This is a genomic window from Streptomyces sp. CNH189 (genome assembly GCF_000527195.1).
In genome coordinates this window covers 39,667-63,477 of the sequence record NZ_AZUS01000007.1, presented here as the reverse complement: position 1 = coordinate 63,477, position 23,811 = coordinate 39,667, and the positions used below count along the sequence as shown (strand labels likewise).

Annotated in this window: 23 protein-coding genes; 4 read left to right on the top strand and 19 right to left on the bottom strand. The window is 72.6% G+C overall.

Annotated features, from left to right (window positions below; genetic code table 11):
* Positions 1 to 30 precede the first annotated feature (30 nt).
* Complete coding sequence (locus B100_RS0111820; RefSeq protein ID WP_024884644.1) at positions 31 to 2,283, bottom strand: MMPL family transporter; 2,253 nt, start codon at positions 2,281 to 2,283, stop codon at positions 31 to 33.
* A 385-nt stretch (positions 2,284 to 2,668) separates the two neighbouring features.
* Between B100_RS0111820 and B100_RS0111815 the strand changes: the two genes are divergently transcribed.
* Positions 2,669 to 3,217, top strand: coding sequence for a DUF1697 domain-containing protein (locus B100_RS0111815; protein WP_024884643.1), 549 nt, complete (start codon positions 2,669 to 2,671; stop codon positions 3,215 to 3,217).
* A 10-nt stretch (positions 3,218 to 3,227) separates the two neighbouring features.
* Here B100_RS0111815 and B100_RS0111810 read toward each other — a convergent pair whose 3' ends face one another.
* The 15 genes from B100_RS0111810 to B100_RS0111745 all read right to left on the bottom strand — a co-directional run bounded on the left by B100_RS0111810 (position 3,228) and on the right by B100_RS0111745 (position 18,193).
* Complete coding sequence (locus B100_RS0111810) at positions 3,228 to 3,965, bottom strand: sirohydrochlorin chelatase (RefSeq protein WP_024884642.1); 738 nt, start codon at positions 3,963 to 3,965, stop codon at positions 3,228 to 3,230.
* Between the two features lie 10 nt (positions 3,966 to 3,975).
* On the bottom strand, positions 3,976 to 4,878 hold the full coding sequence (locus tag B100_RS0111805) for an ABC transporter permease (RefSeq protein WP_024884641.1): 903 nt from the start codon (positions 4,876 to 4,878) through the stop codon (positions 3,976 to 3,978).
* Entirely contained in the window at positions 4,865 to 5,656 is a 792-nt protein-coding gene (locus B100_RS0111800; RefSeq protein WP_024884640.1) for an ABC transporter ATP-binding protein, read from the bottom strand. The genes B100_RS0111805 and B100_RS0111800 overlap by 14 nt, the downstream gene beginning before the upstream one ends.
* A gap of 5 nt (positions 5,657 to 5,661) precedes the next feature.
* Positions 5,662 to 6,795, bottom strand: a complete 1,134-nt coding sequence (locus tag B100_RS0111795; RefSeq protein ID WP_024884639.1) for an aliphatic sulfonate ABC transporter substrate-binding protein — start codon at positions 6,793 to 6,795, stop codon at positions 5,662 to 5,664.
* 117 nt (positions 6,796 to 6,912) lie between these two features.
* Positions 6,913 to 8,244, bottom strand: a complete 1,332-nt coding sequence (locus tag B100_RS0111790; RefSeq protein ID WP_024884638.1) for a GTP-binding protein — start codon at positions 8,242 to 8,244, stop codon at positions 6,913 to 6,915.
* A gap of 2 nt (positions 8,245 to 8,246) precedes the next feature.
* Positions 8,247 to 9,185: a sulfate adenylyltransferase subunit CysD gene (cysD, locus tag B100_RS0111785; protein WP_024884637.1), complete on the bottom strand. Its 939-nt coding sequence runs from the start codon at positions 9,183 to 9,185 to the stop codon at positions 8,247 to 8,249.
* Positions 9,182 to 9,751, bottom strand: a complete 570-nt coding sequence (cysC, locus tag B100_RS0111780; protein WP_078540867.1) for an adenylyl-sulfate kinase — start codon at positions 9,749 to 9,751, stop codon at positions 9,182 to 9,184. Before cysC ends, cysD begins: the two co-directional genes overlap by 4 nt.
* 5 nt (positions 9,752 to 9,756) lie before the next feature.
* Entirely contained in the window at positions 9,757 to 10,467 is a 711-nt protein-coding gene (locus B100_RS0111775) for a phosphoadenylyl-sulfate reductase (RefSeq protein ID WP_024884635.1), read from the bottom strand.
* Entirely contained in the window at positions 10,464 to 10,643 is a 180-nt protein-coding gene (locus B100_RS0111770; protein WP_024884634.1) for a hypothetical protein, read from the bottom strand. The genes B100_RS0111775 and B100_RS0111770 overlap by 4 nt, the downstream gene beginning before the upstream one ends.
* Positions 10,640 to 12,355 carry a nitrite/sulfite reductase gene (locus B100_RS0111765; protein ID WP_024884633.1) on the bottom strand — a complete coding sequence of 572 codons (1,716 nt, stop codon included), beginning with the start codon at positions 12,353 to 12,355 and terminating at the stop codon, positions 10,640 to 10,642. Before B100_RS0111765 ends, B100_RS0111770 begins: the two co-directional genes overlap by 4 nt.
* 159 nt (positions 12,356 to 12,514) lie before the next feature.
* Positions 12,515 to 12,598, bottom strand: a complete 84-nt coding sequence (locus B100_RS37580) for a putative leader peptide (RefSeq protein WP_311136957.1) — start codon at positions 12,596 to 12,598, stop codon at positions 12,515 to 12,517.
* A 127-nt stretch (positions 12,599 to 12,725) separates the two neighbouring features.
* Positions 12,726 to 13,298 (bottom strand): GNAT family N-acetyltransferase, encoded by a 573-nt coding sequence (locus B100_RS0111760; RefSeq protein ID WP_024884632.1) that lies wholly within the window; start codon positions 13,296 to 13,298, stop codon positions 12,726 to 12,728.
* An 87-nt stretch (positions 13,299 to 13,385) separates the two neighbouring features.
* The gene (locus tag B100_RS0111755; protein ID WP_024884631.1) at positions 13,386 to 14,660 is read right to left on the bottom strand and encodes a hypothetical protein; all 1,275 of its coding nucleotides are present in this window, start codon (positions 14,658 to 14,660) and stop codon (positions 13,386 to 13,388) included.
* A gap of 211 nt (positions 14,661 to 14,871) precedes the next feature.
* Complete coding sequence (locus tag B100_RS0111750; RefSeq protein WP_024884630.1) at positions 14,872 to 16,209, bottom strand: GAF domain-containing protein; 1,338 nt, start codon at positions 16,207 to 16,209, stop codon at positions 14,872 to 14,874.
* Between the two features lie 349 nt (positions 16,210 to 16,558).
* Entirely contained in the window at positions 16,559 to 18,193 is a 1,635-nt protein-coding gene (locus tag B100_RS0111745) for an acyl-CoA dehydrogenase family protein (protein WP_024884629.1), read from the bottom strand.
* A gap of 112 nt (positions 18,194 to 18,305) precedes the next feature.
* Between B100_RS0111745 and B100_RS0111740 the strand changes: the two genes are divergently transcribed.
* On the top strand, positions 18,306 to 19,454 hold the full coding sequence (locus tag B100_RS0111740) for a YihY/virulence factor BrkB family protein (protein ID WP_078540865.1): 1,149 nt from the start codon (positions 18,306 to 18,308) through the stop codon (positions 19,452 to 19,454).
* Between the two features lie 165 nt (positions 19,455 to 19,619).
* Here the strand turns inward: B100_RS0111740 and B100_RS0111735 are convergent, their stop codons facing one another.
* The gene (locus B100_RS0111735) at positions 19,620 to 20,459 is read right to left on the bottom strand and encodes an NmrA family NAD(P)-binding protein (RefSeq protein ID WP_024884627.1); all 840 of its coding nucleotides are present in this window, start codon (positions 20,457 to 20,459) and stop codon (positions 19,620 to 19,622) included.
* Positions 20,460 to 20,540: 81 nt separating this feature from the next.
* Between B100_RS0111735 and B100_RS0111730 the strand changes: the two genes are divergently transcribed.
* Positions 20,541 to 21,479, top strand: coding sequence for an AraC family transcriptional regulator (locus B100_RS0111730; RefSeq protein ID WP_024884626.1), 939 nt, complete (start codon positions 20,541 to 20,543; stop codon positions 21,477 to 21,479).
* 10 nt (positions 21,480 to 21,489) lie between these two features.
* On the top strand, positions 21,490 to 22,185 hold the full coding sequence (locus B100_RS0111725) for a helix-turn-helix domain-containing protein (RefSeq protein ID WP_024884625.1): 696 nt from the start codon (positions 21,490 to 21,492) through the stop codon (positions 22,183 to 22,185).
* Between the two features lie 189 nt (positions 22,186 to 22,374).
* Here B100_RS0111725 and B100_RS0111720 read toward each other — a convergent pair whose 3' ends face one another.
* Both B100_RS0111720 and B100_RS0111710 read right to left on the bottom strand, forming a co-directional pair.
* Positions 22,375 to 22,656: a hypothetical protein gene (locus tag B100_RS0111720; protein WP_486585627.1), complete on the bottom strand. Its 282-nt coding sequence runs from the start codon at positions 22,654 to 22,656 to the stop codon at positions 22,375 to 22,377.
* 605 nt (positions 22,657 to 23,261) lie between these two features.
* Complete coding sequence (locus B100_RS0111710) at positions 23,262 to 23,714, bottom strand: hypothetical protein (RefSeq protein ID WP_024884624.1); 453 nt, start codon at positions 23,712 to 23,714, stop codon at positions 23,262 to 23,264.
* Between the last annotated feature and the right edge of the window lie 97 nt (positions 23,715 to 23,811).

The window sequence follows — 23,811 nt, the reverse complement described above, 5'->3', positions numbered from 1 at the left end:
AGCCGCCGGGCCCTTCCCTGTCCGTGCCGGTCAGACCGGCACCTTCTCGCCCTCGTCGTCCTTCGCCCGCGGCGACGCCGCGACCGCCTCCGGCGCCTCGTCGTGCGTCAGGTCGGGCAGCCGGTGCAGCCACTTCGGGAAGTACCAGTTGCGCTCGCCGAGCAGCGACATCACCGCCGGGAGCAGCACGCCCCGGATGACCGTCGCGTCGATCAGCACCGCCGCCGCCAGGCCCACGCCCATCTGCTTCATGGACTGCATGGACAGCGTCCCGAAGATCGCGAAGACGGCCACCATGATGACGGCGGCGCTGGTGACCACACCGGCCGTGGTGACCACCCCGTGCCGGATCGCGTCCCGCGTCTCAAGACCCCGCGCCCGCGCCTCCCGGATCCGGGAGACCACGAACACGTGGTAGTCCATCGACAGGCCGAAGAGGATCACGAAGAGGAACAGCGGCAGCCAGGTGATGATGGCGCCCACGCCCTCCGCGCCCACCAGGGACGCGCCCCAGCCGTGCTGGAAGACCGCCACGAGGATGCCGTACGCGGCGCCCACCGACAGCAGGTTCAGCACGATCGAGGTGATCGCGACCGTCAGCGAGCGGAACGACAGCAGCATCAGCACGAAGGCGAACACCACCACGAACGCGAACACCGGGACCACCGAGCCGACCAGCTGGTCGTTGAAGTCCTTGTTGCCCGCCACCTGACCGGTGACCGGCGCCTCGACCCCGTCGACCTTGCCCAGCGTCGCCGGCCGCACCTCGTCGCGCAGCTTCTCCAGACTCGCGCCCGCCGCGTCCTGGTCGGAGCCGCCGACCAGCGGCACGTACACCAGGGCCAGGTTCTGCTGGTCGTGCAGCCTGATCTCCACCGGGCCGCGCGAGGCGCCCGAACTGACCGCCTGCGCACGGAAGTCGGCGAGCGCCGCCTTCACCTCGGGCGCGTTGATGTCGTCGGCCTTGACGACCACCTCGGCCGGCTCGGAACCGCCCGGGAACGCCTCATTGACCTGGTTGTACGTCTGCACGATCGGCAGCGAGTCGCCGAACTCCTGGTCCAGCGTCAGGTTCTCGGTCTTCATGCCGAGCGCGGGCGCGGCCACCGCGAGCAGCGCACCGGCCGCCACGACCACCGAGAGCACCGGACGGGCCAGCACCCCCTTCAGCACGGCCGACCAGAACCGGCTGTCGTTGCCGGCGCCGCTGCGACGCCGGCGCAGGAACGGCAGCCTGCCCTTCTCGACCCGCTCGCCCAGCAGCGACAGCAGCGCGGGCAGCACGGTGACGGAGCCGACCATGGCGACCGCGACCACCATCAGCGAGGCCAGACCCATCGCCTCGAACTCGGCGATGCCGGTGAACAGCATGCCCGCCATGGCCACGCACACGGTGACGCCGGAGACGACGATCGCCCGGCCGCTGGTCGCGGCGGCGATCCGCAACGCCGTCTGCGCGTCCCGGCCGGCCGCCCGCTCCTCCCGCTCACGCCGCAGGTAGAACAGGCAGTAGTCGACACCGACGGCGAGACCCACGAGCAGCATGACCGAGTTGGCGGTGTCACTCATCGGCTGGAGGTGGCTCACCAGTCCCATCAGTCCCATGGTCGCCACGATCGCGGTGATCGCCAGCGCCACCGGAAGCAGCGCCGCCACCAGCGCGCCGAACGCGATCAGCAGGATGCCCAGGGCCACCGGCACCGCGGAGTACTCGGCCTTCTTGAAGTCGTCGCCGAACGCGTCGTCGAACGTCTTCATCATGCTGGCGCCGCCGATCTCCTCGATCCGCAGCGACCCGTGGTCCTTCTGGACGTCCGCCACCGCCTCCAGCACCGGCTCGATCCGCTCACCGGCCGTCCGCGGGTCCCCGCGCACGTCGAACTGGACCAGCGCGCTGCGCCCGTCCTTCGAGACCGTGCCGCTGTCGTACGGCGAGGTGACGTCCGTGACCTCGCCGGTCCGCTCCACGGCCGTCATCACCGCGGCGACCGCAGACCGGAACTCCGCGTCCGTGGACGTGGGACCGTCGTCCTTCGCCTGGACGAGCACGGTCTCCGAGGCCGGCTCCTCGATCCCGGCCTCCTCGATGATGCGGGCCGCGGTGCTGGTCTCCCCCTTGAGCTGTTCGCTGTCCTCGACGTCGACCCGGCCCGCCGCCGAGCCGAGCCCCATCGCCAGCACCACGAACAGCACCCAGATGCCGACGGCCGCCCAGCGGTGCCGCGCGCTCCAGCCGCCGGCCCGGGCGGCGAGCCCCCGTACCCGCGCGTCTCCGTTCCCCATGACGGGTTCGCTCCCTCGAATGCGGCAGCGACCCCCTGCCGCCACCTGACGTTTCGACGGTAGGGGCGGCGTGAGGGCGTCTCGTCGTGCTGCCCGGTGAAGCCGGCGGGCCCCGGCTCATCCCGACGGTGCGTCCGGCCTCCCCACTGGGGAGGACCGTGGCCCCCTACACATGTCCGGGACACCGGCACGGTGGATCAGGGGCGGGGGCGGAGCGACAGGGACCGGTCCCGGCCATTCCGCAACCTTGTTGAATAAGTCACAGCAGTGTGTTCAGGTTGCTCCGGAAGCCGCCCGTCGGTCAGAGTTGCGAGGCCCGCCACGCGCGGGGCACGGCCGTCGTGCCCACCCCCACGGGGCACGACGGCCGCTCTACAGTCGGGGCATGGCGAAGAGATACGCGGCGCTGCTGCGCGGCATCAACGTGGGCGGCGGCAGGAAAGTCCCGATGGCCGAGCTGCGCGCACTCCTGGAGAGCCTCGGCCACGAGGACGTACGCACCCACCTGCAGAGCGGTCAGGCCGCTTTCACGGCCGGGCACGGCGACGAGGAGTCGCTGGCGGCCGAGATGTCCGGGGCGCTCGCCCGGCACTTCGGCTTCGACGTGGACGTGATCGTCCGCGACCACGCCTATCTGAAGGGTGTGGTCGACGCCTGCCCCTTCCCGGCCGCCGGCCTGGAGCCGAAGCAGCTCCACGTCACCTACTTCTCCGCACCGGTCACCGAGGACCGGTTCGCGGAGATCGACCGCGAGACCTACCTCCCGGAGGAGTTCCGGCTCGGCGACCGCGCCCTCTACCTGTACGCCCCCGACGGCCTCGGCCGCTCCAAGCTCGCCGAGTTCCTGTCCAGGCCCCGCATCACCAAGGGCGTCGTCGCCACGAGCCGCAACTGGAACACCGTGGTCAAGCTGGTGGAGCTGACCGGGGCCTGAGCGGGCCGGCTCACGCGCCCAGCGCCGTCAGCACCGGCGTCCGCGCCGCGTCGTAGCGCTCCACGAGCACCTGGGCCACCTCCGGCGCCGGGCCCAGCACGTCCGCCAGGACGTCGGCCCCGGCCGCGCCCCGGGCGATCCGGTCGGGCAGCCGCCCCGGCGCCAGGACGTACGGGGCGACGGCCACGCGGGCACAGCCGAGCTCCCGCAGCTCCCGCACCGCGTCCTCGGTGCGCGGAAGGGAAGCGGAGGCGAACGCAGGCCGCACGGCGCACCAACCGGTGTGCCGCCACTCCCGCGCGACGTCTGCGATCACTGCGATCGCCTCCGGGTCGGAGGACCCCGCCGAGGCCAGCACGACCCCGGTCGAGGACTTGTCGGCGGGCGTCAGGCCCGCCTCGTACAGCCGCCGCTCCAGCGCCGCCAGCAGCAGCGGGGACGGGCCCAGCACCTCGGCCTGGCGGATCCGCAGCCGCGGCGGGGCCTCGGCCAGCACCGCGGGGATGTCCGCCTTGGCGTGGAACGCCCGGGTCAGCAGCAGCGGCAGCGCGACCACGTCCCGCACGTCCTCCGCGTCGAGGGACTCCAGCACACCGTTCACGGACGGCACGTTGAAGTCCAGGAAGCCGGTCTCCACCCGCAGCCCGGGCCGCAGCGCGCGCACGCGGCGCACCAGTTCGTGCACGGTCGCGGCGTGCCGCGGGTCACGGCTCCCGTGGGCGACGACGAGGAGGACGGGACGACGCATGGCGGGCACCTCAGCTCTTCACCAGGAGTCCGCGGGTGCGCAGGACGCGGCGTTCGAGGGGGCTGAAGATCAGCAGGTCGATGGCGATGCCGACGGTGAGGATGAGGAGGATGGCTTCGAAGACCATGGCCATGTCGCTGGCGTTGCGGCCGTTCTCCAGGAGTTGTCCGAGGCCGACGCCGAGGTCGGGGAAGGATGCGATGATTTCGGCGGCCATGAGGGAGCGCCAGGAGAAGGCCCAGCCTTGTTTGAGGCCGGCGACGTAGCCGGGGAGGGCGGCGGGCAGGGTGATGTGCCAGGTGCCTTTGATGCCGGTGGCGCCGAGGGTGCGTCCGGCGCGCTGGAAGAGGGGCGGGACCTGGTCGACGCCGGAGAGCAGTCCGTTGGCGATGGAAGGGACCGCGCCGAGGAGGATGACGGCGTACATCATCTGGTTGTTCAGGCCGAGCCAGATGACGGCGGGCGGGACCCAGGCGACCGACGGCAGGGACTGCAGCCCGGACAGGATCGGCCCGATCGCGGCGCGGATCAGTCTGACGCGGGCGAGGAGGAGGCCGAGGGGGGTGGCGATGAGCAGGGCGAGGCAGAAGCCGAGCAGGCCGCGGGAGACGGACGTCCAGATGTAGCCGAGGAGTTCACCCTGCAGCCAGGCCTTCTCCAGGACGTGCCAGACGTCGGCGGGCGCGGGCAGCTTGGTGGGGTCGTCGACGACCTTGAAGGTGATCAGCGACTGCCACACGGCCAGCACGAGCGCGACGGCGACGACCGGAGGGAGGATCTTCTGGGTGAACGTCTCACGGAACGGCTTGCGGCTGGTCTGCACGGTCTCCAGCGCGTCCAGCCCGGCTTCGAGCCCGGCCAGGTCGCCGGCGCCGTCCTTGGCCGTGGCGGGGGTGGTGTCAGTGCTGGCCATGGCGGCGGATCTCCCCACGGAGTTGCTCGGTGATCTCGACGGACAGTTCCGCGACGGCGGTGTCCTCGATGCGGCGCGGGTGCGGGATGTCCACGGTCCACTGGTGGGCGACGCGACCGGGACGGGAGGACAGCAGTACGACGCGCTGGGCGAGGCGGACGGCCTCGCGGACGTTGTGGGTGACGAACAGGACCGACAGGCCGGTCTCGCGCCAGATGCGGGTGAGTTCGTCGTGCAGGACGTCGCGGGTGATGGCGTCGAGCGCGGCGAAGGGTTCGTCCATCAGCAGCAGCCGGCTCTCCTGCGCGAGTGCGCGGGCGAGGGCGACGCGCTGGCGCATGCCGCCGGACAGTTCGTGCACCCGCTTGCCGTGCGCGCCCCCCAGCCGGACCAGTTCCAGCAGTTCCTCGGCGCGGTCGCGGCGTTCGTTCTTCGGCGTGCCGCGGAGTTTGAGGGCGAGTTCGATGTTCTTGCCGGCGGTGAGCCAGGGGAAGAGGGCGTGCTCCTGGAACATCAGGGCGGGGCGGCCGTCGGTGGTGATGGCGCCCTGGGTGGGCTTGTCGAGGCCGGCGACCAGGTTGAGGAGGGTGGACTTGCCGCAGCCGGAGGCACCGAGGAGGGTGACGAACTCGCCGGGGGCGACGTCGAGGCTGATGTCGTCCAGCACGAGCTGCTGCCCGGCGGGGCCGCCCGCGAACGACTTCGAGACGTGCTCGATGCGGGCCGCGTGCGTCGCCGACTGCGTGTCGTCGGCGGCCTTGGCGAGGGTCGTGGCCATGGTCGTCACCTCCTGGGTGCGTGCGTGATCCGGGGCTGGGCGGTGCCGAGTCCGGCGTCGTCGACGGGTGGCCGGCCGGCCGCCTCCAGGACCTTGCCGAGCACAGAGAGGTCGTAGATCCCCTTCAGGTCCGGCTGTTCCAGCAGGCCCGCCTCCACGGCGTGGCCCGCCTGCGTTCTGAGGGTCTCGGCCAGCGGGTCGTCGAGGAACGTGATCGACTCCCAGGCCGGGTCGAGCACGTCGGCGGGCAGCGGCTTGCCGGTGTCGGCGGCCAGCTGCTCGTTGGCGGCGGCCTTCGCCTCGTCCGGATGCGCGTTGATCCACCGGTTGGTCCCGACCGACGCCCTCAGCACCGCCTCCACGGCCTTCGGGTGCTTCTCCAGGAACTCCTGGCGGACGACGATGTTCGTGATCACGAACTTCTTGTCCGGCCACAGCGAGGCCTCGTCCAGCAGGACCTTGCCGCCCTGGGCGACCAGCCGGGAGGCGGTCGGCTCCGGCACCCAGGCGCCGTCGACCGACCCGGACCTGAAGGCGTCGGGGGTGACCTTGTTGTCGCTGCGGACGACGGTGACGTCGCCCTTGCCGCTCTGCGGGTCGACCTTCCAGCCCTGCCGGGCCGCCCAGTTGAGGAAGGCGACGTCCTGGGTGTTGCCGAGCTGCGGGGTCGCGATCCGCTTGCCCTCGACATCCTTCAGCGACGTCACCTTGTCCGGGTTCACCACCAGCTTCACCCCGCCGGACGCCGAACCGCCCACGATCCGCAGGTTCTTGCCGTCCGCCTTGGTCCAGCCGTTGATCGCGGGGGAGGGGCCGATGAAACCGATGTCCAGGGAACCGGAGTTGAGCGCCTCGATCTCCGACGGGCCCGCGTTGAACACCGCGTACTTCGCCTCGGTTCCGCCGAGTTCCTTCTGGAAAAGGCCCTTGCGGGCGCCGACCAGCGCGGTGCCGTGCGTGAGATTGCCGAAGTAGCCGATCCTGACCGAGTCGAGACCGTCGGTCTTCTCCGCCCCCGCGGTCACCCGGACCGTGTCGTCGTCCTTCGCCTGCGATCCGTAACCGCAGGCGGCCAGGGCCAGCAACGGCAGCGCGGCCGTCACCGCGAAGGCGCGGCGCAGGGCGGTCGTGGCAGGCAAGGGGACGTTCCTCTCGGTGGCGGCCCGGCGGTCACGCGTCGGTCGGTGCGCGGCCGGGTCGTCGGCGGGTCGGTGTCGGCGAGGGCGGGACGAAGAAGGGCCGAGGTCAGCGGGTGGTCAGAAGTCCCACCCGTCGTCGTCCCCGTCCGTGACGGGTTCGGGGGTGGCGAAGGACTCGCCGACCATGCCCGCGGTGAGCGTCGTTCCGTCGTTCGGGTCGATGAGGATGAACGATCCGGTGCGGCGGGAGTCGGCGTAGGTGTCGGCGGGCAGGGGTTCGGCGGTGCGGATGACGACGCGGCCGATGTCGTTGGCGGTGAGCCGGCCCGGGTGCGGGTGCAGGGACAGGTCGTCCAGGGTGAGCCGGGACGGGATGTCCTTCACGATCGCCTTCACCGTCCGGGTGCCGTGCTTGATCAGCACCCGGTGGCCCACCGTCAGTGGCTCGTCGGCGACGTGGCAGACGGTCGCTTCGAGGTCCTGGGTGGTGTCGGGGGCGTCCTGGGCGGGGACGATCAGGTCGCCGCGGGAGATGTCGATGTCGTCGGCGAGCAGCAGGGTCACCGACTGCGGCGTCCAGGCCACGTCGACGGGCTTGCCGAGCAGGTCGATGCCGGTGATGGTGGTCGACCGCCCCGAGGGCAGCACGGTGATCTCGTCGCCGACGCGGAAGGTGCCGGCGGCGATCTGCCCGGCGTAGCCGCGGTAGTCGGGGAGCTCGGGGCTCTGCGGCCGGATCACGAACTGCACGGGCAGCCGGGCGTGGCAGCGGGTCAGGTCGTGACTGACCGGCACCGTCTCCAGGTGCTCCAGGACGGTGGGCCCGCCGTACCAGTCCATGTGCGCGGACGGCTCGACCACGTTGTCGCCGACGAGCGCCGAGATCGGTATCGCCGTGACCTCGGGGACACCCAGCTCCGTGGCGTAGGCGGTGAACTCCTCGGCGATCGAGGCGAAGACGGGCTCCTGGTAGTCGACCAGGTCCATCTTGTTCACCGCGAGGACGACGTGCGGGACGCGCAGCAGCGCGGCGATCGCGGCGTGGCGGCGGGTCTGTTCGACCACACCGTTGCGCGCGTCGACGAGGATCACCGTCAGCTCGGCCGTCGACGCACCGGTGACCATGTTCCGTGTGTACTGCACATGCCCCGGGGTGTCGGCGAGGATGAACCGCCGCCTGGTCGTGGCGAAGTACCGGTAGGCCACGTCGATCGTGATGCCCTGCTCCCGCTCCGCCCGCAGACCGTCGGTCAGCAGCGCGAGGTCGGGAGCGTCCTGGCCGCGGCTGGCGGAGACGCGCTCGACGGCCTCCAGCTGGTCGGTGAGCACGGACTTGGAGTCGTGCAGCAGTCGGCCCACCAGGGTGGACTTGCCGTCGTCGACGGAGCCGGCGGTGGCGAACCGCAGCAGGGTGGTGGCCGAGAGTTCCTCGGTCGTGACGGTGCTCATGCTTAGAAGTACCCCTCGCGCTTGCGGTCTTCCATCGCGGCCTCGGACATCTTGTCGTCGGCGCGGGTGGCACCGCGTTCGGTGAGCCGGGACGCGGCGATCTCCGTGATCACCTTCTCGATGGTGTCGGCGTCGGAGTCGACCGCGCCGGTGCAGGACATGTCGCCGACGGTGCGGTAGCGCACCAGGCGCTTCTCCACCGCCTCGTCGTCCTTGGGGCCGCCCCACTCGCCGGCGGTCAGCCACATCCCGCCGCGCTTGAACACCTCGCGCTCGTGCGCGTAGTAGATCTCGGGCAGGTCGATGTTCTCGCGGGCGATGTACTGCCACACGTCCAGCTCGGTCCAGTTCGACAGCGGGAACACCCGCACATGCTCACCGGGCGCGTGCCGGCCGTTGTACAGGTTCCACAGCTCGGGGCGCTGACGGCGCGGGTCCCACTGGGAGAACTCGTCGCGCAGCGAGAACACCCGTTCCTTGGCGCGGGCCTTCTCCTCGTCCCGCCGTCCGCCGCCGAACACCGCGTCGAAGCCCTCCTCACGGATCTTCTCCGTGAGCGGCAGCGTCTGCAGCGGGTTGCGGGTGCCGTCCGGGCGCTCCTTGAGCACACCGCGGTCGATGTAGTCCTGCACCGATGCGACGTGCAGCCGCAGCCCGTGGGCCGCGACGGTGCGGTCGCGGTAGTCGAGGACCTCGGGGAAGTTGTGCCCGGTGTCGACGTGCAGCAGCGTGAACGGCACCGGCGCGGGCGCGAACGCCTTCAGCGCCAGGTGCAGCATGACGATGGAGTCCTTGCCGCCGGAGAACAGGATCACCGGCTTCTCGAACTCACCCGCCACCTCACGGAAGATGTGCACGGCCTCCGACTCGAGGGCGTCCAGGTGGGAGAGGGCGTACGGGCTGTCCGTACCCTCCTCGACGGTGGCGACGGTCGTCGTCATGCCAGTCCCCTTTCGCTGAGCACGGCGTGAACGGCCGCCGCGGACTCCTGCACGGTCTGGTGCTGCGACTCGATGCGCAGATCGGGCTTCTCGGGCTCCTCGTACGGGTCGTCGACGCCGGTGAGCCCGGTCAGCTCACCCGCCGCCTGCTTGGCGTACAGGCCCTTCACGTCCCGCACGGAGCACACCTCCACCGGCGTCGCCACGTGCACCTCCACGTACGGCGTGCCGTTCGTCTCGTGGCGGCTCCGGACGGCCTCGCGGCTGTCGGCGTACGGGGCGATCACCGGGACGAGTGCGATGACGCCGTTGCGCGCGAGCAGTTCGGCGACGAAGCCGATCCGCTGCACGTTGGTGTGCCGGTCCTCGCGGCTGAAGCCGAGGCCCGCCGAGAGGAACTCGCGGATCTCGTCGCCGTCGAGCACCTCGGCCGGCCGGCCCTGTTCGCGCAGCCGGGCGGCGAGTTCGTGCGCGATGGTGGTCTTGCCCGCACTCGGCAGACCCGTGAGCCAGACGGTGGCTCCGGTCGTCACGTGGTTCTCCTGGTTCGTCGAAGGCGCGGTCATGGCGGTCAGCCGTGCAGTCCGCACTCGGTCTTGGCGCGGCCCGCCCAGCGGCCGGCGCGGGCGTCCTCGCCCTCCAGCACACGGCGGGTGCAGGGGGCGCACCCCACGGAGGCGTAACCGTCCTGAAGCAGCGGGTTGGTGAGGACGCCGTGCTCGGCGACGTAGGCGTCCACGTCGTCCTGGGTCCACCGGGCGATGGGGGAGATCTTCACCTTCCGCCGCTTCTCGTCCCAGCCGACCACCGGGGTGTTCGCCCGGGTCGGGGACTCGTCGCGGCGCAGGCCGGTCGCCCAGGCCAGGTAGTCCTTCAGGCCCTCCTCCAGCGGCCGCACCTTGCGCAGCTTGCAGCACAGGTCCGGGTCGCGGTCGTGGAGCTTCGGACCGTACTCGGCGTCCTGCTCGGCGACCGTCTGCCGGGGGGTGAGCGTGATGACGTTGACGTCCATCACGGCCTCCACGGCGTCCCGGGTGCCGATGGTCTCGGGGAATTGGTAGCCGGTGTCGAGGAACACCACGTCCACCCCGGGCATCGCCCGGGAGGCGAGGTGGGCGACCACCGCGTCCTCCATGGACGAGGTCACGCAGAAGCGCTTGCCGAACGTGTCGGCCGCCCACCGGAGGATCTCCAGCGCGGTCGCGTCCTCCAGGTCCCGGCCCGCCTGCCCGGCCAGTTCCCGCAACTCGACGGTGCCGTGCTCGTCCGATACGGCCGTCATGTCGGCTCCCCTCCCGTGTCGGATCGGTCGAGCCCCCGGGACAGCAGCCCGAGGAACTTCAGCCGGAAGGCCCGGTTGCACGCCGCGCACTCCCAGGCGCCGTGCCCTTCCTCGTTGGGGCGCAGGTCCTCGTCACCGCAGTAGGGGCAGTGGAACGGCGCCGCGCGCTCGCTCATGACAGGGCCTCCTCGGAGGCCCGGGTCACCCAGGCGGCGAACCGCTCGCCGTCCGCGCGCTCCGCCTGGAAACGCCCCAGCACCCGCTCCACGTAGTCCGGCAGCTCGTCCGCGGTGACCTTCAGGCCGCGCACCTTGCGGCCGAAGCCGGCCTCCAGACCCAGGGCGCCGCCCAGGTGCACCTGGTAGCCCTCGACCTGCTCGCCCTCGTCGTTCAGGACCAGCTGCCCCTTGAGACCGATGTCCGCCACCTGGATGCGCGCGCAGGCGTTCGGGCAGCCGTTGAGGTTGATGGTGATCGGCTCCTCGAAGTCCGGCATGCGGCGCTCCAGTTCGTCGATCAGCGAGGCGCCGCGCGCCTTGGTCTCGACGATGGCGAGCTTGCAGAACTCGATGCCGGTGCAGGCCATGGTGCCGCGCCGGAACGGCGAGGGGCGGGCGCTGAGGTCCAGCGCCTCCAGGGACTCCACCAGGGAGTCGACCTGGGACTCCTCGACGTCGAGGATGATCATCTTCTGTTCGACCGTGGTCCGCACCCGGCCCGAACCGTGCGCCTCCGCGACGTCCGCGATCTTGGTGAGGGTGGTGCCGTCGACACGGCCGACGCGCGGCGCGAAGCCGACGTAGAAGCGGCCGTCCTTCTGGCGGTGCACCCCGATGTGGTCGCGCCACAGCTGCGAGGGCTGCTCGGGAGCGGGCCCGTCGGTCAGCTCGCGCTTCAGGTACTCGTCCTCAAGGACCTGCCGGAACTTCTCCGCGCCCCAGTCGGCGACCAGGAACTTCAGCCGGGCGCGGTTGCGCAGCCGGCGGTAGCCGTAGTCGCGGAAGATGGACAGGACGCCCTCGTAGACGTCCGGCACGTCCTCGATCGGCACCCAGGCGCCCAGCCGCACCCCTAGCTTGGGGTTGGTGGACAGGCCGCCGCCGACCCACAGGTCGAAGCCGGGCCCGTGCTCGGGGTGGCGGACACCGACGAACGCCACGTCGTTGATCTCGTGCACCACGTCGAGCACCGGCGAGCCGGAGATGGCCGTCTTGAACTTGCGCGGAAGGTTCGAGTACGCCTTGTTGCCCAGGACGCGGCGCTTCATCTCCTCCAGCGCCGGGGTGCCGTCGATGATCTCGTCCTCGGCGATGCCCGCGACGGGGGAGCCGATCATCACCCGGGGCGTGTCGCCGCAGGCGGTGACGGTGGACAGGCCGACGCCCTCCAGCCGCTCCCAGATCGCGGGCACGTCCTCGATGCGGATCCAGTGGTACTGGACGTTCTGCCGGTCGGTCAGGTCGGCCGTGCCGCGCGCGAACTCCTGCGAGATCTCACCGACCACCCGCAGCTGGCGGGTGGTCAGGGCGCCGCCGTCGATGCGCACCCGCAGCATGAAGTACTTGTCGTCCAGCTCCTCCGGCTCCAGGATCGCGGTCTTGCCGCCGTCGATCCCCGGCTTGCGCTGGGTGTACAGGCCCCACCACCGCATCCGGCCGCGCAGGTCGTTGGGGTCGATCGAGTCGAAGCCCCGCTTGGAGTAGATCGTCTCAATGCGTGTCCGCACATTGAGACCGTCGTCGTCCTTCTTGAACTGCTCGTTGCCGTTGAGGGGGGTGAGGTGCCCCACGGCCCACTGTCCCTCACCGCGGTGACGGCTCACCTTGCGGCGGGGGTTCGCGGCGCCAGGCTTCTGCGCGGCGGCAGGCTTCTGCGGGGTGGCGGCCATGGTTGATACGTCCTTCGGGACAGCGGTGGATGGTCTCTCGGCGCGCGGCGCCGTACCGGGAAGCGGCTCTGACCTGCGCCTACGGGCGGGCGGGCAGAAGAGTGCGCGTCCTTGCGCAGATGAAGCGGGGAGAGGGGTGTCGGGCGCTGCTGGGTGCTCTCAGCGCGCCGGACAGATGGCGCTGGACATGCGGCCGAGGTCGACGTGCCGCCGACTCACCAAGGCGGTTCCAGTTCCAGGCATGACGGAAGCCTGGCACGGCGCTCTGGAGGCAGTCCACCGTCTTCCGAAATGTGGACACCCTTGTCTCGTAGGGCGAGACAAGGGTGTCCTTGGTCACAAGCGTGGCGCGAGGTCTTGCCGGAGTCCGTCAGGCGGAGTAGGCGCCCGGCCAGGGGCCCGGCGTGGCCGCCTCCGGCTCCTCCTCGACCTTGGTGTCGAACAGCCGGAAACCCCGACGCCGATAGTTGTCCATGGCGTGCTCGCCGTCCTTGCTGCACGTGTGCAGCCACACCCGGGCGGTCGGCTTCAGCCCCGGCCACCGGTCGGCCAGGTCCCAGGCGCGCGCCACGCCGTACGACAGCAGGTGCCCGCCGATGCGGCGGCCCCGGAAGGCCGGCAGCAGTCCGAAATAGAGGATTTCCACGGCCCCCTCCTGCTGCGCCTCCAGCTCCACGTACCCGGCCGGCGTGCCGCGGTCGTAGGCCACCCACGTCTCCACACCCGGCCGGTCCAGGTGCTCCCGCCACCGCGCGTACGGCCAGCCCAGCCGGTCGGTCCAGCGGATGTCGCCGCCCACCGAGGCGTAGAGGAACCGGCTGAACTCGGGGGAGGGCACCTCGGAGCGGACCACCCGTACGTCCCCCTCGGGCACGGCGGCCGGACGGAGATCGGTGGGCGCGGTCTGCTCCAGGGACCAGGTGGTCACGGAGATGGTCGTCATGGCCGAAAGACAACCATCCGGCACACGCCCGTGTCGAACGCCTGGCCAGGCCTCGGACACCCCGGCCCGCTACCGCTACCGCTACCGCTACCGCTCCAGCGACCGCTCGACCGACGCCAGCGGCAGCGCGAACAGCATCCGCCCCGACTGCGACCACACGTCACCGGTCGCCTGCCAGTACGACAGGGACGTCGCGGGACCGCTCCAGCAGCGGTACGTCTCGTCCGCGCCGCAGCGCACCGGACGCGCGCCCTCGAGGTCCTGCCGCCACAGCGTGGAGCGCTCGTCCGGCGCCCCGGTGGTGCGGCTCACGTACCAGTCCGACCCGTGCGCCAGCACACCGGTCACATGGGTCAGCTCGGTCTCGTACACCGCGACCGGCTCCGCCTCCAGCGGCCCGGCCCGCTCCGGCCGGGTGCCGAACGCGTACCGCCACAGCAGGGTCGGCCCCTCGTCGTCCGGGGGTGTCGCCTCGTGCACCACCAGGCTGTCCGGCGCGGTGCTGCGGTCCAGGGCGATGCCGCCGGGACGCGGCGCGTCGGTGCCGGCCGTCCCGTAGGACGCGACCGCCGGGAGCACGTACCGGGCGCCCGCCGCCGACCAGCCGCCGGGCACCCGCCCGACGGAGGTGCCGTCCACCGTGGCCCGCTGCACCCGGTCCAGGTCGTACACGTAGAGCGCGCTGCCCTCGCCCCGGCCCGCGGTGACGAGCAGCTTGTCCTGGTACCAGACCATGCCGGACACGTCGGAGCCCAGGCCGCGGTAGTCCCGGCCGCCGTCCACCGGGACGGCGAGCAGCGCCCAGGTGTAGCGCGGCGCCCGGTCGTCGTCGGCGGCCACGAAGGCGACCCGCGCGAGCCCTTGTTCGGCGGGCGTCCCCGTGCTGCGGGTCCATCCGGACAGCACCACCCGGTGCGCGCCCCAGCGGCCGTCCTCGTCCGCGTCCCCCGAGGTGGTGACCGCGCCGGCCCGCCAGCCGTCGGTGTCCCGGTCCGGCCAGCAGTACGCCCGGGTCGCGGCCGGCTCGACGGGCAGCGCCCGCCGGTCGTCGTCCGTACAGTCCCCGGCGTCACTCAGCGCGCCGTCGGAGTCGGCGAGCACGGCGCCCACACCCACGGGCCTGCCCATCGAGGCGGCCAGGCGGTTCAGTTCGGCACCCGGGACGGCGTGCTCGGTCAGCGTGAGCCGGGCGGTGTCGGCTGCCGTCGTCAGCGGCTTCAACGCACCGGGGTCGTCGGCGTCGGTGGCCTGCGAAGTACTGATCATGGTGGCCGCCGCGGTGAGCGCGAGGGCGGTCCCGGCCAGCGCGCCCCGCAGCGCTCTGCCCCTGCGGCGCCGGCGATGTCTGCCGCGATGCTTCATAGCGTCCTCCCGAGCGAGCCAACTGCGTCCGGTGATCCGCGGGTTGACCGTGGAGCAGATGGGACGGCCCGTAACGGGATGCTACGGCAGCCGGCCGCCGGACGACACGAAGACCCTGCAATTTCACGCGGCGACCGCCCGCCGGGCGCCGGTCCGCGTACACCTGTACGCCCTCGACGCACCTGATTCCGGCCAGGAGTCCCGCCCGGGTTCAGTCCGAACCGCGCACCAGCGCAGAGGTGGTGTCGGCCGTCGCCGTATGCGTGTCGGCCGGCGCCGTACCGCTCGTGGCCGCGTGAGCCGTCGCCGTACGGGCGAGGAGGCCGCCGGAGGCGTCCGGGAGGACCACCTCCACCTCGGCGGACTCCGTGAACCGGTAAGGACGGTGCTCCAGCAGCGACCCCAGATACCGTCGGACGCGCGACATCTCCGCACGCACCGTCACCGTACGGGCCGGGTCTCCGAAGACGTCCCGGGCCAGGTCGGCCGCGCTGCGCCCCGCGCGGTGCACCGCCAGCAGGTACAGCAACTCGGCGTGCCGCGGGCTCAGTTCCCGGGTCCACGAGCCCGCGCCGTCGGACACCCGCACCGTGCGGCGGCGCGGCTCGCCCAGGTCGAGCACGATCCGGCTCGCGGCCCGGGGTGCCGGCTCGTCCGCCGCCCGCACCAGCCAGCCCCCGGCGAGCGGTTCGAGCGAGCACCGGCCCAGCGCCGGCAGCCACCGCGGGCCCGCCGACAGCGACTTGGGCAGCGCCAGCCGCTCCGTGTACGGCATCCCGGTCACCGCCGCCGTCCACCCGTGCCGGTCCACCACCAGCGCCCGGCCGTCGATCCGGGCCAGCACCGGCGCCGCCACCGCACGCAGCCGCTCCAGCGACCGTACGTGCATCTCCCGCAGCCGCGCCTCGGCCAGCTTCGCCACCGAGTCCACCCAGGCCAGCGTCGCCGGGTGCATCGTCTCCAGCGGCCCGCTGACGTCCACCACACCGATCAGCCGCCCGTCGCGCGGATCGGTGATCGGCGCGCCCGCGCAGGTCCAGGTGGCGTGCGACCGCACGAAGTGCTCGGAGGCGAAGACCTGCACGGGGCGCCCGGTCACCGCCGGCGTGCCCACCCCGTTGGTGCCGACCACGTCCTCACGCCAGTCCGCACCGAGCTCAAAACCCAGTACGTCCGCCCTGCGCAGCACCGGCGCGCTGCCCTCCCGCCACAGCACCCGGCCCTCGTCGTCGGCCACCACCATGATGTGGTGGGCGACGTCCGCGACCGACAGCAGCCCCTCCCGCAGCACCGGCAGCACGTGCCGCAGCGCCGACGACTCCCGCCGCCTGCGCACCTCGTCCATGGACAGCAGCCCGCTGCGCAGGCCGCGGTCCGGGTCCACCCCGCTGCGCAGCACCCGCTCCCAGGACTGTCCGATCACCGGACGGGGAGCGAGAGGCGCGGGTCGCCCGGACAGCGCGGCGGAACGGACCTCGCTGAGTACCCGCGCCGCGCGCCGGGTGTCGACGGCGGCCAGATGCGTCACGTCCGTCGGCGAGAGCGCCACTGCACCTCCCGGGAGAAAACCTGTGGGACCACATACTGCCGCCTGCCCCCGATGTCGACGCTCAGTACCGGAACGGAAGCAGCAAGTTGCAACCCCCTGCAACTCTGGTGGCACGACCGGTCACTGATTGAAACTTGAGCGACGCCGTCCCGAGCGGCGTGCACGGCTCTTCGGGAGTCCGTTGCGGCGGGGGTGGTGCCGTGTCGGCGCAGCACCACCCCCGCGTCATGCCCGCGGCAGCCGGGCGGTGCGCGGCACGGGGTGCGGTTTGACGCGCGTCGACGGGTGCGCGCGCGTGGTGGCTGGTCGCGCGGTTCCCCGCGCCCCTTGGGCGGTGGGGTCAGGGGCCTCAGGACAGCGGGCGGGCCCGCTCCACGACCGACGCCAGATCCAGCGTGTGCGGCAGCGTCCCGAACGCGCTGCCCGCGTCGCCGCCGAGCCGTCCCGCACAGAACGCGTCCGCCACCTCCGGCGGCGCGTGCCGCACCAGCAGCGACCCCTGCAGCACCAGCGCCAGCCGCTCCGTCAGCCGCCGCGCCCGCCCCTCGACGCCCTCCAGGTCCGCCAGGTCGGTCAGCAGGTCCTTGATCGCCGCGTCCAGCCGGTGGTCCGCCCCGCGCGCCTGCCCGACCTCCCGCAGATAGGCGTCCAGCGTCCCCGGGTCACGGCGCAGTGCCCGCAGCACGTCGAGCGCCTGCACGTTGCCCGCGCCCTCCCAGATCGAGTTCAGCGGCGACTCCCGCACCAGCCGCGGCATCCCCGACTCCTCGACGTAGCCGTTGCCGCCGAGACACTCCGCCGCCTCCACCGCGACCGGCGCGCACCGCTTGGTCACCCAGTACTTCGCCGCCGGCACCGCGATCCGCAGCAGCGCCCGCTCCTGCTCACCGCCGTCGTCGTACGCCGCCGCCAGCCGCAGCGCCAGCGTCGTCGCCGCCTCCGACTCCAGCGCCAGATCGGCCAGCACGTTGCGCATCAGCGGCTTGTCGGCGAGCTTCCCGCCGAACGCCTCGCGGTACGCGCAGTGGTGCACCGCCTGCGCCACGGCCTGCCGCATCAGCCCCGCCGAGCCGAGCGCGCAGTCCAGGCGGGTCGCCGCGACCATCCCGATGATGGTGCGCACCCCCTGCCCCTCCTCGCCGACCCGGCGCGCCCACGTCCCGTCGAACTCGACCTCGGCGGAGGCGTTGGAGCGGTTGCCCAGCTTGTCCTTGAGCCGCTGGAGGAGGAACACGTTGCGGCTGCCGTCCGCCAGCACCCGGGGCACCAGGAAGCAGGTCAGCCCGCCGGGCGCCTGCGCCAGCACCAGGAAGGCGTCCGACATCGGCGCCGAGCAGAACCACTTGTGGCCGGTCAGCGCGTAGGTGCCGTCCTCGGCCAGCGGCCGCGCGGCCGTCGTGTTCGCCCGTACGTCGCTGCCGCCCTGCTTCTCGGTCATCCCCATCCCGAACAGCGCGCCGGGCTTCTGCCCGGGCGGCCGCAGGGCACGGTCGTAGATCACCGACGTCAGCCGGGGCTCCCACTCGGCGGCGAGCGCCGGGTCCGTGCGCAGCGCGGGCACCGCCGCATGGGTCATCGACAGCGGGCAGCCGTTGCCCGCCTCGACCTGCGTCCACATCAGGAAGGCCGCCGCCCTCCGCACATGCCCGCCGGGCCGCCCCCACGCCGCCGTCAGCCCCGCCGAGACGCCCTTGCCGAGCAGCCGGTGCCAGGCCGGGTGGAACTCGACCTCGTCGATCCGCCGGCCGTAGCGGTCGTGGGTGCGCAGCCGCGGCGGGTTCTCGTTGGCCTGCACCCCCCACTCCTGCACCTGCGCGGACCCTGCCGTATGCCCCAGCGCCGACAGCTCCGCCAGCCCGTCCTCGCGCACCTCGGGCGCCAGGTGCCGCTCGACCGCCTCCACCAGCGCCCGGTCGGAACCGAACACGTCGTACTGGACGAGCGGCGGAGCCTGGTTGGTCACGGTGTGCGTGATGCCTGCCATGGGGCGAACCTACCCCGGGGTCCGCCCCGCCTCACGCGCGGACGGGGCCCGCGGGTGAGGAGGACGGGGCCTGTGGGTGAGTGGGCCCGGGCCCGGCGGATACCTTTGGTTCGTGCAGCCAGCAAGTGAATCCCCAGACGCGCCCTCCGGTCGCCTCCACCGGGCCCGCGCCCTGTACCGGAACGTCTCCAAACGCAGGACGGCCTGGCTGCTGCTCAAGGACACCGTCAATTCGTGCATGGAGTACCGCATCCTGGGCCTGGCGGCCGAGGCGGCGTTCTTCACCCTGCTGTCGGTGCCCCCGCTGCTGCTCAGCCTGATCGGCCTGCTCGGCTACGTCGACGCGTGGACCGGCGCCGACACCATCCAGAGCGTGCAGCGCAACCTCCTCGACGCCTCCCGCACGGTGCTGTCCGACCGGGGCGTGAGGGAGGTCGCGGAGCCGATCCTGCGGGACGTGACCAAGGGCGGCCGCCCGGACGTGATCTCCCTCGGCTTCCTGATCGCCGTGTGGTCGGGCTCCCGCGCGGTGAACGTCTTCATCGAGACCATCACCGTCATGTACGGCCTCGACGGTGTGCGGGGCATCGTCAAGACCCGGCTGCTGGCCTTCCTGCTGTTCATCGTGGCCCTGCTGATCGGCTCGGTGGCGCTGCCACTGATGGTCGCGGGCCCGGACGCGGTCGTGGACGTGGTGCCGTGGTCGACGACGGTCGTCCAGATCCTGTACTGGCCGGTCGTGATCCTGCTGTCCGTGGCGTTCCTGACCACGCTGTACCACGTCTCCGTGCCGGTGCGCTCCCCGTGGATCGAGGACGTGCCCGGCGCGTTGGTCGCCCTCGCCATGTGGGTGCTCGGCAGTTTCCTGCTGCGCATCTACCTGACCAGCACCGTCGAGGGCCCCACCATCTACGGCTCCCTCGCGGCGCCCGTGGCCGTCCTGCTGTGGATCGGTGTGTCCGCGTTCGCCGTGCTGGTCGGCGCGGCCGTCAACGCGGCCATCGACCGGGTCTGGCCGGCCGCCGCCACCGCCGCGGCCCGCGAGGCCAACGAGCGGCAGCGGCAGGCGCAGGTCGCCGAGTACGTCGCCCGCACCAGCGCGTCGGGGGAGGCGGACCCCGACATGCCCTCCGAGTTCCCCGAGCGCTGGTCGCGCTTCCTGCCCCCGGAGGACGTCACGGCCCGCCTGCGGACCCACACCAAGTCCTCCCACCCACGGGGCGGGAACGGCCCGGGGCACGACGACAAGCGCGGGGAGTGAGCCCGCCGGAGGCCGGGGGTCGGGGGCCGGGGCAGGGGGTCCTGTTCACGCCGTCCAGGTCCTGGCCGTCGCGCCCTCCTGTACGAAGCCCGCGGTGGTCCGGGGCTCACGCCGTCCAGATTCCGGCCGCCGCCCCTCCGTACGAAGCCGGCGGCGGTCGTGGGCTCACGCCGTCCAGGTCCCGTCCGCCGCCCCCTCCCGTGCGAAGCCGACGAAGTCCCTCGGCCGCCGGCCCAGCACCTGCCGCACCCCGTCCTCCACGTGCGCGTTGCGCCCGTCGAGCAGCGTCGCGAACACGTCGGTGAGGAACGCGGCCTCCTCGCCCGGCAGCCCGAACCCCTCCAACGCCTCCCGGTAGGCGTCCACCGGCACCGCCCGGTACGTCAGCGGCCGGCCCGTGGCCGCCGCGATCTCCGCCACCGCCTGCGCCCAGGTGAGCAGCCGCGGACCGGTCACGCTCAGCGTCCGCCCCGCGTACCGCTCCCCGTCCGCCAGCGCGGCCACCACCACCTCCGCGATGTCCCGCACGTCGACGAACGGCTCCGCCACCTCACCGGCCGGGAACACCAGCTCCCCGCGCCGCAGCTCCTCCGCCAGCGGCCCCTCACTGAAGTTCTGCGCGAACCAGGCGGCCCGCACGACCGTCCAGTCCGCGCCGGACGCCCGCAGCGCCTCCTCGGTCGCGAGCGCCTGGTCCTCGCCGCGCGCCGACAGCAGCACCAGCCGTCGCACACCCAGGCCCAGGGCCACGTCGGCCAGGGCGCCCACGGCCTCGGCGGTGCCGGGCGCGCCCACGTCGGCCGGGTGGACCAGATAGGCCGCGTCCGCCCCGCGCAGGGCGTCCGCCCACGTCGAGCGGTCCTCCCAGTCGAAGCCGGTCGCCCGTGACGCCGGCCGCACCGTCGCTCCGGCCGCCTCCGCGGCCCGCGCCACCCGGCTCCCGGTACGGCCCGAGGCGCCGGTGACGACCAGGGTCATGTCCTTCGTGTCCGTCTTCTCGTCCATGCCGCCGATTCAACTGCCGTGCCGTGCGCGGAACCATCGCCGAACGGCGCGTCCCCATACGCCCGCGTCTACGCTGACGGCATGGACGCGCTCACCGGTCTGCTGGAGGGGCCCCGCGCCCGCGGGGCGTTCATGATCCGGGCGTGCTTCGACCCGCCGTGGGCGGTGCGGGTGGAGGACGGCGCCCCGCTGACGGTGATGCTCCTGGTGCGCGGCGAGGCGTGGCTGCTGCCGGACCAGGGGGAGCGGGTGCTCCTGCGTGCCGGGGACCTCGCCGTCGCCCGCGGCCCCGACCCGTACACCTGCGCCGACCACCCGGACACGGCACCGCAGGCGCTGATCCTGCCCGGCGGCGAGTGCCACTACCCCGACGGGCGGCCCCTCAACGGCGTGATGGACCTCGGGGTGCGCACCTGGGGCGACCGCCCGGACGGGGAGACGGTGCTGCTGATCGGCACCTACCAGATGCGCGGCGAGATCGGCGGACGGCTGCTGGAGGCGCTGCCGCCGCTGCTGTCCCTCGGCGCGGACGTGTGGGAATGCCCGTTCACCCCGTTCCTGATGCGGGAGGTCACGCGCGACGCACCCGGCCAGGAGGTCGTCCTGGACCGGCTGCTCGACCTGCTGGTCATCGCCGCGCTCCGGGCCTGGTTCGCCCGCCCCGAGGCGGAGCCGCCCGCCTGGTACGAGGCCCTGTCCGACCCGGTCGTCGGCCCGGTGCTGCGGCTGGTGCAGGACGACCCGGCCCGCCCGTGGACGGTGGCGGGCCTCGCCGCCGAGGCGGGCGTCTCCCGGGCCGCGCTGGCCCGCCGCTTCACCCGGCTCGTCGGCGAACCCCCGATGACGTACCTCACCGGCTGGCGCCTCGCGCTGGCCGCCGACCGGCTGCGCGACACCGACGACACCATCGGTGCGATCGCCCGCCACGTCGGCTACGGCAGCGCCTTCGCCCTGTCGACGGCCTTCAAACGGGCCTTCGGCGTCAGTCCGCAGGAGTGGCGCGGCCGGGCCGCCGCGTAGCCTGGACGGCATGTACAGGGAGTGGGCGTCCCGGCTGCCGGGAGCGGTCGTGTGGACCAGCACCCCGTCCGGTGACCGGGGTTCGGGGCTGGTGCTGCCGGACGGCTGCATGGACCTGCTGTGGCACGACGGACGTCTGCTGGTCGCCGGCCCCGACACCCGCGCGCATCTGGTCGGCGAGCCGAGCGCCTGGGCGGGCGTCCGCTTCCACCCCGGCACCGCGCCCGCCCTGCTGGGCGTACCCGCCCACGAACTGCGCGACAGCCGGGTGGACCTGGCCGACCTGTGGCCGACGGCGGAGGTACGGCGCGCGACCGCCCGCGTGCACGCGGCGGACCGTCCGGCACGGGGTCTGGAGGAGGTCGCCCAGCGTCTGGCCGCCGAGGCCGCGCCGCCCGACCCCTCGTTGGCCCGCCTCGTCACCGCGCTCGCCGCGGGCCGCCCGGTCGCCGCCACGGCCGACGAACTCGGCCTCGGCGCACGCCAGTTGCACCGTAGGTCGCTCACGGCCTTCGGATACGGCCCCAAGACCCTGGCCCGCATCCTCCGCCTGCACCGCGCGCTGGCCCTCGCCCGGGCGGGCGTCCCCTTCGCGGAGACGGCGGCCCGCGCGGGCTACGCCGACCAGCCCCATCTCTCGCGCGAAGTACGCGGCTTGACGGGGGTACCGCTACGCGAGCTGGTGCCTGCCGCCCCGCACGCGTGACGGCTTCCGGTAACCTCGGCCCGCGTCCTGATCCCTGACGGGCCCCCTCCGCCCGCCCGCCCGGCCGACCCGCACCGGGCGCATCGACGGGGACGAGGCCGGCTTGAGGTTCGAGCCGGTCGACGATGTCACTGTGGAGGATCCTGGCCCGATGCTCCTCGGCGCCGCCGAGCGTCCCTCATCCGGGGATCAGTTCCACGGTTCACGGTTGGGGTTTTCGCCCAGCAGCTTCGCCGCGATGATGCAGAGGTCTTCGCCGAAGAGTTGGTTGCTGCCCCATTCCGAGCCCCACAGATCGGATGCGGCCTGGGCCACCGCGCGGAAAGAGTAGTCCTCGTCGCACCGCCATGTGCGGATCCGGGCAGCCATCTCCGGTGTGATCGTCGCCGGGTCAACGGTGTTACGCGTCACCTCAACGACCTCAGGGCCCTTGCGGGGCCGGTGGGGGTTCGGCGTGGTGTCGTCGCTCATGTGCGCTCGCTGCCAGATCTCTTTCCATCGGTGCGGAGTTTCCGGCACGAGCCGGTGTCGCTGTCCACACGGGCATGGCACCAGCGCCCACGCACACCCACGACACAACTCGACCCAGCCGTGCCCGGTCGAGTGGAGTTCCGGTGGCCCCTCGGCCCCGCAGGCCGGGCAGCCGGGGAGACCAGCGCCGTCCAGACTCGCGTTCTGTCGCCGGACGTATGCGGGAAGCCGTAATGCCGGGTGGCGTACAGGGTCTTCGTGCCAGGCGCGGGCCGGGCCGTCCCACCCGAGCCGCAGCCACCACGGTCGCGGATCGGCCACAGCCCGCCGCCCCGCCCGCTTCTCCGCCCGGCGCTGCCGGGCGTAAGCCTCCGCTCGCGAGAGCCACAGGACCCTCGCCTCGTGCAGTTCTTCCACCGCCCGCACCAGCGCGTCCGGGTCCGTCTCCAGCCGTCGGGGGATCGCGGCGCTGAGCGTGAGGTGGTGGTACGTCGCCCGGAAGCCGTAGGGCGCGAAGAGGGTGATGCAGGTCCGCAGCGCGCTGTGCCGACGGTGGAGCGGGAGTCGGGTGTCGTGCACGCGCGCCCGGTGGGTCAGGAAGCTGGTCATTGTGTACGCCCGAGGTCCGGGGCGCCGAAGGTCGGCCGGACACGGTCGCCGACGCGTTCGGTCATGGAGGAGGGGTCATGGCCGAAGGAGGCGCAGCCGGTTCCGTCGAGCACCTCGAACCAGTCCCGCCAGGCGCAGCAGCAACCCGGCTCGACGAAGGCGGTATGGGCGGGTTCGTCGGCCACCCGGAACCCGCCGGCGGCGAACAGGTCCGGCAGGGTGAGCAGTCCGCGCAGGAACGCGCCGAGCGGGTCGGACGGGCACGGTCCGTGCTCCGCCTCCTGCTCGAAGCCGTTGCAGTCGGCGATCCGCCTCACTGCCGTGCCGACCTCCACCTCGGTCAGCTCCCCGCCCAGAACGAGGTAGCCGCACGACTCGTGCTCGCCGATGGGCCAGAGCGTGAAGTCGTCGGCAGCGACGATCTCCAGAACGGGCCCCATCACGATCACACGGGAATGATGCCGGACCCACTGCCACACCGCCACGGGCTTTGGGGTCGATGGCTAAGCACTCGTAACACGATCTTGGTGGGGTACGCCGGTCGGA